At 71.3% G+C, this 13,242-nt stretch carries 15 protein-coding genes and 1 pseudogene; 5 read left to right on the top strand and 11 right to left on the bottom strand.

Annotation, left to right across the window (positions count from 1 at the left end; translation table 11 throughout):
• Both menE and IJH84_RS08555 read left to right on the top strand, forming a co-directional pair.
• Positions 1-1,116, top strand: a 1,116-nt coding sequence (menE, locus tag IJH84_RS08560) for an o-succinylbenzoate--CoA ligase (protein ID WP_295142411.1), incomplete at its 5' end; no start/stop codon positions are given.
• 28 nt (positions 1,117-1,144) lie between these two features.
• Positions 1,145-2,017 carry a 1,4-dihydroxy-2-naphthoate polyprenyltransferase gene (locus IJH84_RS08555; RefSeq protein WP_295142408.1) on the top strand — a complete coding sequence of 291 codons (873 nt, stop codon included), beginning with the start codon at positions 1,145-1,147 and terminating at the stop codon, positions 2,015-2,017.
• Between the two features lie 94 nt (positions 2,018-2,111).
• Here IJH84_RS08555 and IJH84_RS08550 read toward each other — a convergent pair whose 3' ends face one another.
• The 3 genes from IJH84_RS08550 to IJH84_RS08540 form a co-directional block, all read right to left on the bottom strand.
• Positions 2,112-2,660, bottom strand: a complete 549-nt coding sequence (locus IJH84_RS08550; protein WP_295142405.1) for a DUF3558 family protein — start codon at positions 2,658-2,660, stop codon at positions 2,112-2,114.
• A 64-nt stretch (positions 2,661-2,724) separates the two neighbouring features.
• Positions 2,725-3,849 (bottom strand): PLP-dependent cysteine synthase family protein, encoded by a 1,125-nt coding sequence (locus IJH84_RS08545; RefSeq protein WP_200068938.1) that lies wholly within the window; start codon positions 3,847-3,849, stop codon positions 2,725-2,727.
• Entirely contained in the window at positions 3,836-4,144 is a 309-nt protein-coding gene (locus IJH84_RS08540; RefSeq protein WP_200068937.1) for a DUF4229 domain-containing protein, read from the bottom strand. Before IJH84_RS08540 ends, IJH84_RS08545 begins: the two co-directional genes overlap by 14 nt.
• Positions 4,145-4,319: 175 nt before the next feature.
• Here IJH84_RS08540 and IJH84_RS08535 point away from each other — a divergent pair, with 175 nt between their 5' ends.
• Both IJH84_RS08535 and IJH84_RS08530 read left to right on the top strand, forming a co-directional pair.
• On the top strand, positions 4,320-4,541 hold the full coding sequence (locus tag IJH84_RS08535; protein WP_184476042.1) for a BldC family transcriptional regulator: 222 nt from the start codon (positions 4,320-4,322) through the stop codon (positions 4,539-4,541).
• Between the two features lie 115 nt (positions 4,542-4,656).
• Positions 4,657-4,851 carry a hypothetical protein gene (locus tag IJH84_RS08530; protein ID WP_200068936.1) on the top strand — a complete coding sequence of 65 codons (195 nt, stop codon included), beginning with the start codon at positions 4,657-4,659 and terminating at the stop codon, positions 4,849-4,851.
• A gap of 41 nt (positions 4,852-4,892) precedes the next feature.
• On the opposite strand, the gene IJH84_RS08525 is transcribed toward IJH84_RS08530, so the two are convergent.
• The 5 genes from IJH84_RS08525 to IJH84_RS08505 form a co-directional block, all read right to left on the bottom strand.
• A complete protein-coding gene (locus IJH84_RS08525; RefSeq protein ID WP_295142395.1) occupies positions 4,893-6,479 on the bottom strand; it encodes a MinD/ParA family protein in 1,587 nt (528 codons plus the stop codon).
• A gap of 104 nt (positions 6,480-6,583) precedes the next feature.
• Positions 6,584-7,588: a c-type cytochrome biogenesis protein CcsB gene (ccsB, locus tag IJH84_RS08520; protein WP_200068934.1), complete on the bottom strand. Its 1,005-nt coding sequence runs from the start codon at positions 7,586-7,588 to the stop codon at positions 6,584-6,586.
• Entirely contained in the window at positions 7,588-9,201 is a 1,614-nt protein-coding gene (locus IJH84_RS08515; RefSeq protein WP_295142392.1) for a cytochrome c biogenesis protein ResB, read from the bottom strand. Before IJH84_RS08515 ends, ccsB begins: the two co-directional genes overlap by 1 nt.
• Positions 9,201-9,983 carry a cytochrome c biogenesis CcdA family protein gene (locus IJH84_RS08510; RefSeq protein ID WP_200068932.1) on the bottom strand — a complete coding sequence of 261 codons (783 nt, stop codon included), beginning with the start codon at positions 9,981-9,983 and terminating at the stop codon, positions 9,201-9,203. The genes IJH84_RS08515 and IJH84_RS08510 overlap by 1 nt, the downstream gene beginning before the upstream one ends.
• Before the next feature lie 178 nt (positions 9,984-10,161).
• A complete protein-coding gene (locus IJH84_RS08505; protein WP_295142389.1) occupies positions 10,162-11,082 on the bottom strand; it encodes a helix-turn-helix transcriptional regulator in 921 nt (306 codons plus the stop codon).
• Between the two features lie 336 nt (positions 11,083-11,418).
• Here IJH84_RS08505 and IJH84_RS08500 point away from each other — a divergent pair, with 336 nt between their 5' ends.
• Positions 11,419-11,643, top strand: a complete 225-nt coding sequence (locus IJH84_RS08500; protein WP_200068930.1) for a hypothetical protein — start codon at positions 11,419-11,421, stop codon at positions 11,641-11,643.
• A 13-nt stretch (positions 11,644-11,656) separates the two neighbouring features.
• Here the strand turns inward: IJH84_RS08500 and IJH84_RS08495 are convergent, their stop codons facing one another.
• The 3 genes and pseudogenes from IJH84_RS08495 to IJH84_RS08485 all read right to left on the bottom strand — a co-directional run.
• The gene (locus IJH84_RS08495) at positions 11,657-12,256 is read right to left on the bottom strand and encodes a TlpA disulfide reductase family protein (protein ID WP_295142387.1); all 600 of its coding nucleotides are present in this window, start codon (positions 12,254-12,256) and stop codon (positions 11,657-11,659) included.
• Positions 12,253-12,888 (bottom strand): histidine phosphatase family protein, encoded by a 636-nt coding sequence (locus IJH84_RS08490; RefSeq protein ID WP_200068928.1) that lies wholly within the window; start codon positions 12,886-12,888, stop codon positions 12,253-12,255. The genes IJH84_RS08495 and IJH84_RS08490 overlap by 4 nt, the downstream gene beginning before the upstream one ends.
• A pseudogene (locus IJH84_RS08485) lies at positions 12,885-13,242 on the bottom strand (aspartate aminotransferase family protein); the annotation flags it as partial. The gene IJH84_RS08490 and the pseudogene IJH84_RS08485, both read right to left, overlap by 4 nt.

The raw sequence follows: 13,242 nt of genomic DNA, 5'->3' as shown, positions 1-13,242 counted from the left end.
CTCAGCGGCGAAGGCCCGGCGCTGCTCCCGGTGCCCGCGGGCAGCGACCCCGCACCCGCCTTGGGCGCGGGTGAACCGCTGGAGTCCGATGAGGACGATCCCGCGGACCCGACGGCCCTGGTCATCGCGACGTCCGGTTCCACAGGAACACCCAAGGGCGTGCTGCTGCCCGCGACCGCGCTGCGCGCATCGGCCGAGTCGACGCACCGCCACCTCGGCGGCCCGGGGCACTGGCTGCTGGCGATGCCTGCGCACCACATCGCGGGCATCCAGGTGCTGGTCCGGTCCCTGATCGCCGGAACGGACCCGGATGCGGTGGACGCTTCGGACGGTTTCCGCCCGGATCGGTTCGCCGAAGCCGCGCAACGGACTTTGACCACCCGGGGAAGGCACTACACCGCGTTGGTTCCCACTCAGCTGCACCGCCTGCTCGACGACGCCTCCGCCGGACTGGAAGCCCTGCGCGGATTCGACGCGGTCCTGCTCGGCGGAGCGGCCACTCCACCCGCGCTGCTGCGCCGCGCGCGCGAGACCGGTGTCCGGGTGGTCACCACCTACGGCATGAGCGAGACCTCCGGTGGCTGCGTCTACGACGGCGTGCCGTTGGACGGGGTACGGGTGCGAGTCGAGGCCCCCTCCGGTGCCGCGGAGTCCGGCACGGCCGGTCCGGTGTCGCTGTCCGGCCCGACGCTGGCCCGCGGCTACCGGCGGCAGGCTCCGGCCGCGGCGTTCGACGACGGCTGGTTCCGCACCGGCGACCTCGGCCGGTGGTCGGGGGACCGGTTGGAGATCGTGGGCCGCGCCGACGACTTGATCATCACCGGCGGCGTGAACATCGCCCCGGCCCAGGTGGAACGCGTGCTCGGCGAACTCGACGGCGTGCGCGAGGTCTGCGTGCTCGGGGTGGAAGACGCCGAATGGGGCCAGGCGGTGGTGGCCGCGGTCGTGCCCGCCGACCCGGCGGCGCCCCCGCGGGCGGAAGCGCTGCGCGCGGCGGTGCGCGCCGAAGCGGGCCCCGCGGCCGTGCCCAAGCGGGTGGAGTTCCTGGCCGAACTGCCGTTGCGCGGGCCGGGCAAGCCGGACCGGCGGGCGTTGCGGTCGACTCTTCATCAATGACCACGAGCGGTGCGAGATGATGACCCCCATGGCGACTGTCACTCAGTGGATCGAAGGCGCGCGGCTGCGCACATTGCCGAACGCGATCACGCCCGTGCTGGTCGGAACCGGCGCGGCCGCCGGGGTGGACGGGTGGTCCGCACCGATCGCGCTGCTGGCGCTGGCGGTGTCGGTGCTGCTGATCATCGGGGTGAACTTCGCCAACGACTACTCGGACGGAGTCCGCGGCACCGATGACAGCCGGGTCGGGCCGATGCGCCTGGTCGGCTCCGGCGCAGCGACGCCGGGGGCGGTGCGCACGGCCGCGTTCACCTGCTTCGGCTTGGGCGCGCTGGCCGGGATCGGCGTGGTGCTGCTCAGCGGTCAGTGGTGGATGCTGCTGGTCGGGCTGCTGTGCATCGGTGGCGCCTGGTTCTACACCGGCGGCAAGCGCCCGTACGGCTATTCCGGGCTCGGTGAGGTCGCCGTGTTCGTCTTCTTCGGCCTGGTCGCGGTGCTGGGGACGATGTTCGCGCAGGCGGGCACGGTCAGCGGGTTCGCCATCGGTGGCGCGGTCGCGGTGGGCGCGTTCTCCAGCGCCGTGCTCGTGGCGAACAACCTGCGCGACATCCCCGGCGACCGGGTCACCGGCAAGCGCACCCTGGCGGTGCTGCTCGGCGATCGGGACACCCGCACGCTCTACTTGGCGCTGGTGCTGATCCCGTTCCTGATCACGGTGCTGACCGGGCTGCGCAATTCGTGGGCACTGGTGGGTTTCCTCGCGCTGCCGCTGCTGATCAACCCGGTGCGGGCGGTGACCGGCGGTGCTTCCGGGCGCGGGCTGATCCCGACGCTGCGGGACACCGGCCTGGCGATGCTGGTGTGGGGCGCGGCGACCGGGGTCGCGCTGGCCGCCGGCTGAGCCCCGGCTCAGCTCGTCGACACAGCTGAGCTCCGGCTCGGCCCGTCGGCACAGCTGAGCCCCGGCTCAGCCTGCGGACACAGCCGAGCTCGCCTCAGCGCACCCCGGCCAGCACGTACTGCGCGACCCCCTGCGCGGTCTCGCAGTCGTCCGAGTCGGCTTCCGGCGCGTTCACCGTGACCTGCAAGGTCGCCCCGGCCTGCGGCGCGAACACGGTGCAGTCGTTGACGTGCAGCTGCTGGGTGCCGCGCACCGCGCCGAGCTCGACCTCTTCGTCGCCGAGCCCGCCGAAACCGTCCGGTTGCGAGCCGATCAGGATCGACCGCGACCCGTTCTGCGCCTCGAACTGGCAGCCGCGCACCGACGGCTCCAAGCCGATCTCGCGCGGCGCGCCCGCGCCCACCGGGAACGCGAGCTTGCCGAGTTCGTCCACCGTGACCAGCCCGCACAGCTGTTTCGCTGAGGCGTCCGCGAGCGCGCGGCGCTGCTCCGGCGGCACCTGCCGAGTGATCGACGGGGCGACCGACTCGGGCTGACTGGTGGTGGTCCCCGGCGAGGTGGTCGCGGGTGCGGGACCGGGCCCGCCCTGGGTGCATCCGGCCGCGAGCAGGGTGATCAGCGCGGCGGGCATGATCGCGCGCATGTCACCTCCTGGAACGACTGCTGATCGCAGAGTACGTGCCGTCGCCAGGACCGCCGCGGACGGCTCAGCCCGCGACCGGCCACGCGCCGGTGCGGTGGAACTCCGCCAGCACCTCGAGGGGCCCGCTCAGGTCCATCCCTTGCGCGGCCACCCATTCGTCGTCGTAGTAGGTGTTCGCGTAGCGCTCGCCGCCGTCGCAGAGCAGCGTGACGATGCTGCCGCCGCGCCCGTCCCGCACCATCTCGGCGATCAAGCCGAACGCGCCCCACAGGTTCGTCCCGGTGGATCCGCCGACCCGGCGGCCGAGCACGTCCGCGGCCCAGCGGACGGTGGCGATGGAGGCCGCGTCGGTGACCTTGACCATGCGGTCGATGGCCTCTCCGACGAAGGAGGGCTCCACCCGGGGCCTGCCGATGCCCTCGATCAGCGAGCCGCGGGAACCGGTCTGCGCCGGATCGCCGCGGCGCCAGGCGTCGAAGAAGACCGAGTGCTCCGGGTCGACCACCGCGAGCCGGGTGCGGTGCCGCCGGTAGCGGATGTAGCGGCCGAGGGTCGCGCTGGTGCCGCCGGTTCCCGCGCCGGTGACGATCCACTCCGGCACCGGGTGCCGCTCCAACGCCATCTGCTCGAAGATCGACTCGGCGATGTTGTTGTTCCCGCGCCAGTCGGTGGCGCGTTCGGCGTGGGTGAACTGGTCCATGAAGTGCCCGCCGAGTTCGCCGGCGAGCCGCCGGGACTCCGCGTAGATCGCGTCCGCGCGATCCACGTAGTGGCAGGTGCCGCCGTGCCGTTCGATGAGCGCGACCTTCTCCGCGCTGGTCGAGCGGGGCATCACGGCGATGAACGGCAGGCCGAGCAGGTGCGCGAAGTGCGCCTCGGAAACCGCGGTGGAACCGGAGGACGCCTCGATCACCGGCGTGTTCTCCGTCACCCATCCGTTGCAGATGGCGTAGAGGAACAGCGATCGGGCCAACCGGTGTTTGAGCGAACCGGTCGGATGCGTTGACTCGTCCTTGAGGTAAAGGTCGATGCCCCACTCCGGCGGCAGCGGGAACCGCAGCAGGTGAGTGTCGGCGCTGCGGTTCGCGTCGGCCTCGATGAGCCGGACGGCTTCGTTGCACCAGGCCCGCGTGCTCCCGCAGGAGCGGTCCACGACAGCGCGGGCCCGCTCGACGTCACTGCTGGTCATCGGACTCGTCGCGGTCGCCGCGGAGCTGCGCGCGGAGTTCTTCGCGGCGCTGCGCCCGGTGCACCATGCCCGCCGCGACGCGGCGGCGCAGCTTGCCGAACACCAGCATCGACAACGGCATCACGACCACCACGGACACGGCCGCGGCCACCAGCACCGGCACCTGGCAGGCGGCGATCACGGCGGTGACCGCGACCAGCAGTCCCAGCCTCGCCAAGGTGTAAAGCGCGATGTCCCGCGCCAGGTTCGTCCGCCCGTCCGGCCCCGCGTGCTCGGCCACCTGCTGTTCCTGCACGTCAGCCAGGGTAGAGCACGGCGGTTTCGGCTCGGCGCCCGGCGGTCCCGCCCGATGCGCCGGTTTCGTCCCTTACCTTCCCTTTACCTGGAGCCAAATGTTCGAGTACCTGACCATCCGGGTGCCAGGATGCGACCGGAATGCCCGAAAACCGTCCGCATTGTGGAGGTCCGCTGTGACCGCGACGACTCCCCAGTCTCGTCAGAACGGCCAGGAACAACTGCTCACCCCTGGTGAGGTCGCCTCGCTGTTCCGGGTCGACCCCAAGACGGTCACGAGATGGGCGACCGCGGGCCGGATCGGCTCCATCCGCACGCCCGGCGGGCACCGCCGGTTCCGCGAGTCGGAGGTCCGCACGCTGCTGGCCGAGCTCACCAACGACGTCCGCTCCGCTTGATCCGCACCCGGGGGACCCGCCCGCGCGGCGGGCTCCCCGGGTCGTTGCCTGATCGGCGCACCCACCGACCCCGCCACTCGGGCTAGTCTCGGCGGGGAAGTGTTGGAGGTGTCCGATGATCTACGTCCTGGCAGCGATCGGCGCGCTCACCGTCGCCGTACTGATGTGGCGGGCCTTCGGCCCGATGCGCGACGACGAACCGGAAAGCGCCTCCGGCCGCAGGACGGTGGCACCCGACGACGATCCCGAGTTCCTGCGGCGGCTCGGCGAGCAGCAGCAGCGCAACACCGGCGACCACGACCAGGACTGATCCCGGCCGACCAGGACTGATCCGGGCGCGGCCGCCCGCGGTCACACCTGCCGCTGCCTGCCGAACGCCTGCGGGAAGTCGTCGGCGACGATCGCGGCCAGCTCCAGCAGCGCCAGCCTGGTCGGCGCGGCGAGCTGGTCGAGCTCCACCTCGGCGCCCTCTTCCAGGTGCGCGTCGAACGGGATGCGCGCCACCGAGCGGCAACGCGACCCGAAGTGCGCGCTGAGCTTGTCCACGTCGACCTTGCCGGAACCCGGCCGCACCGAATTGATCACCGCGACCGAGCGCGCCACCAGCGAGCCGTAGCCGTGCGCGTCCAGCCAGTCCAATGTGGCCGAAGCACTGCGCGCACCGTCTATCGAGCCGGGCGAGACGATCACCAGTGAGTCCGCGACGTCCAGCACGCCCTTCATCGCCGAGTGCATCAGTCCGGTGCCGCAGTCGGTGAGCAGGATGTTGTAGAAGTGCTCCAGCAGCGTCACGGTGCGCTGGTAGTCGTCCTCGCTGAACGCCTCGGAGACCGCCGGGTCCTGCTCGCTGGCGAGGATCTCCAACCGGCTCGGGCCCTGCGAGGTGTACGAGCGCACGTCGCTGTATTTGCGGATGCGCTGCGCGTCGCGCAGCAGGTGCCGCACCGTCGCGGTGGTCTCCAGCGGGATCTTCTGGCTGAGCGTGCCGCGGTCCGGGTTCGCGTCCACCGCGATCACCCGGTCACCGCGCAGCGACGAGAAGGTGGAGCCCAGCGTCGCGGTGGTGGTGGTCTTGCCGACGCCGCCCTTCAGGCTCAGCATCGCGATCTTGTAGCAGCCCTGCAGCGGCTGGTTGATCCGGCCGATCAGCTCCCGGCGGCGCACGTCCGAAGCGGATTCGCCCAGGTTGATCGAGCGGCCGCTGGCCACGTAGAGGGCCTTGCGCCAACCGGACTGCGGTGGGCGCCTGGTCTGCCGGAGCAGCTGCGCCGAGGACAGGTCCTGGCCGAACGCCTGCTGGTTGCCGCCCTGCGGCGGTTGCTGCGGCGGGAACCCCTGGGGCTGCCCGGGATTCGGCTGCTGGGGGTTCTGCGGGTATCCGGGCTGCTGCGGGAACGGACCGGCCGCGGGCGCGTACGGCCCGGACGGGACACCGCCCACCTGGTGCGGCCCGGACTGCCCGGGCGGTGCCGGGAACGGCCCGGAGCTCCCCGGCGGCACCTGGTGCGGTCCGGACTGTCCACCTTGGACGGGCTGGGGGCCGGGCGGGCCCTGCGCCGGGTTCGGCCCGGGCGCGCCGGCCTGCTGCTGCGGGCCGGACTGGGTCGGGTCGGCGTAGAGCGGCCCGGACTGCGGGCGGACGTCCGGGAACGGCTGTCCACCTTGGACACCGGGTGCCGGGTAGTGCTGCGGCGGCATCTCCGGCGGCTGCAGCGGGGTGTTGTTCGGCGTCGTGCCCGGCTCGACGTACGGCGCTTGGGCGGACTCCTGCGGGCCGTAGCCGTAATCCGGTGCGCCGTGCCCGGCCGGGCCGTTCGACGCCGCGGACGGGTTCCGGGCTTCCGTGGACGCCTCCGGGCGCGGGCCGTCAGCGGCCGCACCGGGCGACGTCGAACCCGCCTCGCGCTGCGTTTCGGGCTCTTCGTAGCGTCCGGTCACCGTTCCCGTACCTCCTGCACTTGGCTCGATCATTACCGGGACGAGTGCCGGCCGCCCGCGTGACGCGGGTGGCCGGACGCCGCGCTCCGGCTCGGATCATGGACTCACAGCCCAGCGTACGAGTGCAGCCCGGAGACGACGATGTTGATGAAGAACAGGTTGAAGATCATCACGGCCAGCCCGGCGATGTTGACCCAGGCGGCCCGCACGCCGCGCCATCCCGCGGTCGCGCGCGCGTGCAAGTACGCAGCGTAGACGACCCAGGCGATGAACGAGCAGGTCTCCTTCGGGTCCCAGCCCCAGAACCGGCCCCAGGCGGCCTCCGCCCAGATCGCCCCGGCGATGATCGCGAACGTCCACACCGGGAAGATGATCACGGTGGCGCGGTAGGCCATCCGGTCCAGCGCCTGCCCGGCGGGCAGCCGGGAACCGAATTTCACCATTTTCAGCGGGTTGTTCTCGTACCGCGCGCGCAGCAGGTACAGCACGCTGGCGGTACCCGCGAACATCAGCGCACCGCTGGAGATGATCGCCGCGGTCACGTGGATCACGATCCAGTAGGACTGCAGCGCGGGCTGCAGCGGAGCCGCCTTCGCGTACAGCACCGTGCCGGACAGGAACAGCAGCAGCACCACCGGCAGCAGCAGGAAACCGCCGAGCCCGCGCAACTGCGCCGGAGTCGCGTCGCGGCGCTCGGCCCGCATCTGCCGGAACAGCACGATCGTCCAGGCGATCACCGCCGCGAGGCAGATCGCCGAGCCGAACTCGTACATGTTGCCCCACGGCGCGCGCCCGGTCGCGACCCCGCGGAAGATCAACGAGGCGGCGTGCACCAGCGCGCCGAGCACGGTCATGGACACCGCCATGCCGCCGAAGCGCTCGGACAGCGGACGGCCCTGCGGCTGCTCGACCCGGCCGACGCCGCCATTGGACTCCGCGGCCGAGCCACCGCCCGCGGTGACCAGCTCCGCCTCCCGCGCGGCCTTGACCTGCTTGCGACCGCCGTAGGCGAATTCGGCGAAGTACAGCAGCATGGCCGCGATGTAGATCACGACCGAGGTCGCGAAGGCCATGTCGCTGTAGGTGGACAGCGTCTGGTTGACCGGCATCAGCTCTTCCTTCCGCGCACGGATTCCGACCCGGAAGGCTCCGCGTCGGAGCCATCGGTCCCGAGCAAGTCCTTGGCCAACCTGGTGAATTCTTCGCCATAGCCGGCCTGATCGGTCCGGGCGAGTCCGCCGACCTCGACAACGGTACGCGCGGAACCGTCCTGTTCGGCCTCCGGGTGCGAGGCCACCCGCACCCAGATCCGGCGGCGCTTGATGCTCAGCGAAGCGGTCAGCCCGAAGATCACCGCGATCGCCGCGATCAGCACGTACTGCTGGGACGGGTCGTGCGAGACCTGCAGATTGGCCCACCGCTCGACGCCGTCGAAGTGCACCTTGGTGCCGTCGGCGAGCCGGAGTTCCTGCCCGACGCGCAGGTTCTCCCGCGCGACCCGCTGCAGCCGCCCGGACTCGACCATCTTCTGGTCCACGCCGAAGATCGACTGCCCGCGTCCGGAGTCCAGCCCGAGGTCGCCGCGCAGCACGTCCACCGCCGCAGCCGGGTCCAGCAGGTCCGGGAACCGCGAACCGAGCACCTTGCCGTCGTAGCCGGCCGTCGGCGCGAACAGCCCGGTAACCGCCATCTGGGTCTCGCGCCGCTGCTTCTCATCGGTCACGCCGGGCTGGTCGAACTTGGTGGCGCCCTGGGACAACTTCGTCGTCGTGTCCATCGGCTGCCACTGCACGGTGCTGGTGCGCTTCTGCCCGTCCGGCCAGGTGACGGTGAACGTCGGCGCGTAGCCCTCACCGGTCAGGTAGACCCGGTCGCCAGCAGTGCGCAGCGGATGGTTCACCTGCAGATCGTGCTGCTGCCAGTCGCCGCTGGCCAGGTCCTGCCCGGACTGGTAGTCCACGTCGGCCTGGAAACCCGCAGGCTGTCCGGTGTGCTGGTACTTGACGTTGAGGTCGTTGACCCGCAAGCAGAACGGGCTCAGCCGGGTTCCGTCCACGTTCAGCCCGGCGCGGAACGAGTCGTAGTTGTAGGTGCCGGAATTGCAGAACTCCGAACCATCGGCCATCACGATGACCTGGCCCTCGTAGCTGTAGAGCTTGCCGCCCGCGAGCCCGATCAACAGGGCCACCAGTGCGAAGTGGAACACCAGGTTCCCGGCCTCGCGCAGGTAGCCGCGCTCCGCGCTGATCGAGCGGCGGCCTTCGTCGTCGGTGCGCTCGTCCTTGCGCCAGCCGCGCAGCTTGCGGTTCGCGGTTGCCAGCACCTCGTCCGGCGTTCCGTCCACAGTGGCCGTCGCGTGGTGCGGCATCCGCTCGAGATTCCGCGGCGTGCGCACCGGCCTGCCGCGCAGCTGCCGGTAGTACTCCAGGCAGCGCGGCAGCAGGCAGCCGATCAGCGAGATGAACAGCAGCACGTAGATCGAGGCGAACCAGACCGAGCTGAACACCTCGAACACGCCCAGCTTGTCCAGGATCGGCGCGACCTTCGGGTAATCCTTGAAGTACTTGTCGACCTCGCCCGGGTTCAGCGAGCGCTGCGGGATCAGCGCGCCGGGCAGCGCGGCCATCGCCAGCAGGAACAGCAGCACCAGCGCGGTGCGCATGGACGTCAGGCCGCGCCAGGTGTTGCGCAGGAAAGCCAGGGCGGTGCGGACTCGGGACATCAGATCGGTGTCTCGAATCCGTTTACAGGTTCACGCAAAACCGCGATCAGTTCTCCCCAAAGACCGGTGACGAGCAGCAAGCCCACCACTACCAGCAGCGCACCACCGGCGATCTGGATGACGCGCCCGCGGCCGCGCAGCCAGCCCGCGCTGCGCACCGCCCACCGGGCACCGAGCGCCAGCAGCACGAACGGGAGGCCGAGGCCGAAGCAGTAGGCGGCGACGAGCAGAACACCGCGCACGGCCGTGCTGGTGCTCACGTCGGTGCCGATGGCCAGCGACATCACACCGGTCAACGTCGGCCCGAGGCACGGTGTCCATCCGAGACCGAACACGGCACCCAGCAGCGGGGCGCCCCACAGCCCGGCCTGCGGGACCTTGTGCACCCGCACGTCGCGTTGCAGCGCGGGCACCAGGCCGATGAACACGAGCCCCATCGCGACCGTGATCACTCCGCCGATGCGTTGCAGCAGCGGCTCGTTGGCCAGCAACGCGTCGGACAACCCGAGCAGCAGCAGCGAACTGGCGCCGAACACGACGCTGAACCCGGCCACGAACAGCAGCGCGGCGCCGGCGACCCGCCAGCGGCCGCGGCGCGTGCGCTGCGCCTCGCCCGCGTCGATCGGCGGGGATTCCGCGCCGACGACGCCCGCGAGGTAGGCGAGGTAGCCCGGCACCAGCGGGACCACGCACGGCGAAGCGAAGCTGACGGCCCCGGCGAGCACCGCGATGACGGCCGCGAACAGCAGCGGGCCGGACGCGGCGAGCTCGGTCGGGTTCACGGCTCCGAGGGTAGGACCGAGGCTAGCGTGGCTACGCACCACCCCGCGTGACCACGCGCACAATCACTTGCGGCCGCTCGAACCGGCTCCCGCTCGGGTGCACCGGAACGATCAGCAGCCGCTCGCTGGACCGGCCGGATTCCGCCGGGCGGCCGGAGGTTCCGGCAACGGCGGAGCACTACGCGGGAACGTGGTCGGCCTCGAGCTGCGCGGCCCGCTCGGTGATCAGCCGGACCGAGTCGTCCGCGGACAGCGCGGCTCCGGCCACCCGGGACAGCGACTCGAAGAACGGCGCGGTTTCCGCGCTGTCGTCCAGGAAAGCACCGGACCGCAGGTGCTCGACGTGCACGATGGGCCGTTGCCGCCGGAACTCCAGCAGCAGCTGATCGCCGTTCATGCCCGCGTGCGCACCCGCCGCGAACGGCACGACCTGCACCGTGATGTGCGCGCGCCGGGCCATCCGCAGCACGTGCCGGAGCTGGTCGAGCATCACCTCCGGCCCGCCGACGGGGCGGCACAGCACCGCCTCGTCCAGGTAGGCGCGGAACCGCACCGGCTCCTGCTCCCTGGTCAGCACGCCTTGCCTGCCGAGCCGCAGCGCGACGTGCGATTCCAGGTCGGCACCGGTGACACCGCCCGCGGTCAGCACCGCCCGCGCGTAGTCGGCGGTCTGCAGCAGCCCCGGCACCAGCGCCAGCGCGACATCGGTGATCTCGGTGGCGAACCGCTCGTAGTCGATCAGCGCGGCCAGCGCGGCCGGTGTTCCGGCGTGCCCGCCGACCTCCCACCAGCGCGGCTCGGCGGCGGCCTGCACCAGCTCGAAGAGCCGGGCGCGTTCCGGGCCGGTGACCCCCAAGGTGCCCAGCAGCGTCGCCATCTCGGTTTCACCGGGGACGCGTTCGCCGGATTCGATGCGGCCCAGCGTCGCCCTGGACCATCCGCAGCGCTGCGCGAGTTGTTCCAGCCGCAGCGCGGCGTTCTTGCGCAACGTGCGGATTTCCATGCCGAGGCTGCGGGCGCGGACGCTGGATCCGGCCGCGCCGGGAGTGCGCTGTTGAGCAGGGCTTTCCCCGGCGTCGGTTGCTCGAACGCTGGACATAGCAGGAATCTATTTTCTGCGCTGAGACCGTGCCATCGCTCGATTCGGTGAAGCGGATTGCCTTTCCGCGTTCCGGGACGGTCTCATTCTGGAATGAGCGCGACCGCGCGGCCCCGCTCCGGCAAACCGACCCCGGCATACCGACTGCGGCAACACCGACGGGGCAACACCGACTCGGCAACGCGGACCGCCGCAACACCGGCCGACTGCGGCGACCCGGTCACCGTCCGCCCGCCGCTCCGCCGGAACACCGCAGGCGGACCGGGACCGTCGACCACCGGTCGCACCTGCCGCGCCGGTCGAGGCGCGAACCGAACGACGCGGAATGGAGCCACGATGCCCCGGCAGCAAGGCTTGACCTACGTGTGGCGCCCGATCCCGACCGGGCGGCACGCCTTCGCTGCCGCAGCGCTGGACGCGGCGCCGGATTCGCCGGTCACCTCCTACTGCGGAGTGCACACCGAAGCGGGCGAGCTGCACGGGCGCACCGAGCGGGAATGGGTGCAGCAGGGCACCTGCATGGAATGCTGGCGGGCCTTGACCGGATCCCGCGTCCAATAGGTGCGCCCGTGAGTCAGCCTCGGGCAGCCTGCTCCGACGCGATCTTCTGCACTTCGGGGAGCAGTTCGCTCTCCAGCATCTCGGTCAGGAAGATCGCAGCCACCCGGTGCTGCCGGTCCAGCACGATGGTGGAAGGCACGGCGCTGCGCGGATAGTTGCGCAACGCCAGCAGCGAACGACCCGACGCGTCGAAAATGGACGGGTAGGTGAGTCCGCGATCGCGGTGGAAGTCCCGCGCCGCCGAGCGGCTGTCCCGCACGTCGATGCCGAGCACCTGCACGCCCTGCGGACCCAACTTGTCCTGCACCGCCTGCAGGTCGTCGGCCTCCGAGCGGCATGGGCCGCACCACGAACCCCACAGGTTCAGCACCACGACCTGGTTCGGGAAGTCCTTGATCCCGATCTGCTTGCCTTCCTCCAGCAAGCTGTCCCCGCCCAGGCTGGCCAGCGGCTTGCGCTCGGCGGGCGGGTAGAAGATGCGGGTCTGCCCGCCCGGCGAGACGAACGTGAACTCGGAGCCCTGGTCCACCGCGTCCTTGCCCGCCGTGGCGCAGCCGCCCACCAGCGCGAGCACCGTGACCGCGAGCACCAACCGCAGCAACAGCTTCCTCATGCCCCGGTCACCCTCGGATCGGTTTCGCCTGCCGGTTCCGCGTAAGCCACCCGCACCAGTTCCTCGTCCCGGAAGACCAGGCTGGTCAGCGAAGCCAGCGAGCACTGCCGGTTGCGCGGGTCGTGCCACATCCGCTTTCCCTCCACGAAGCGGCGCAACGTCCAGATCGGGAGCTGGTGCGACACGCACACCGCCTCGTTGCCCGCGGCGGCGGCCCTGGCGCGCTGCGCGGCGGCTAGCATCCGGTGTGCGACGCGCAAGTAGGGCTCGCCCCAGGACGGGGCGAACGGGTTCCACAGCTTCGGCCAGTGCTGCGGCGAGCGCAGCGCGCCGTCACCGACGGAAACCCGCAGGCCCTCGAACTTGTTCTCGGACTCGATCAGCCGCTCGTCGGTGTGCACGTCCAGCGCGAACGCCGCGGTGATCGGTTCCGCGGTCTGCTGGGCGCGCTGCAGCGGCGAGGCCGCGACGTGCGTCACCGGGCGCCCGGTCAGGAACTCCGCGACCGTCTTCGCCTGACGTTCGCCCTGGTCGGACAGCCGGTAGCCGGGCAGCCGCCCGTAGAGGACCTGCTCCGGGTTGTAGACCTCGCCGTGCCGCAGGAAGTGCACGATCGTCTTGACCGGGCTCACGCGGGCTCCTTCGCCGCGGCCGCGGCGGCCGCGGCGTGCGGAGCGGCTTCGGCGATCCGCTCGAACGCCCCCTCGTCCATCGCGGCGTTGACGAACCAGCACTCGAACGCGCTCGGCGGCGGGTAGACGCCGCGGTCCAGGAAGGCGTTGAAGAAGGCCGGGAAGCGCCACGCCTGCTGCGCCTGCGCCTGCTCGTAGTTCGTCACCGGCGTTTCGCTGAAGAACACGCTGACCAGGTTGCCCGCGAACGCGACCTGGTGCGGCACGCCTTGCGCGGACAGCGCCGAGCCGAGCAGATCGCCCAGCCGCGCCGCGTTGCGGTCCAGCGCCGCGTAGACGTCCGCGTCCGCGGCG

The sequence above is a fragment of the Saccharopolyspora sp. genome (genome assembly GCF_017434145.1).
GTDB classification, from domain to species: Bacteria; Actinomycetota; Actinomycetes; order Mycobacteriales; family Pseudonocardiaceae; genus Saccharopolyspora_C; species Saccharopolyspora_C galaxeae.
This window is presented reverse-complemented; position numbering and strand designations above follow the sequence as displayed.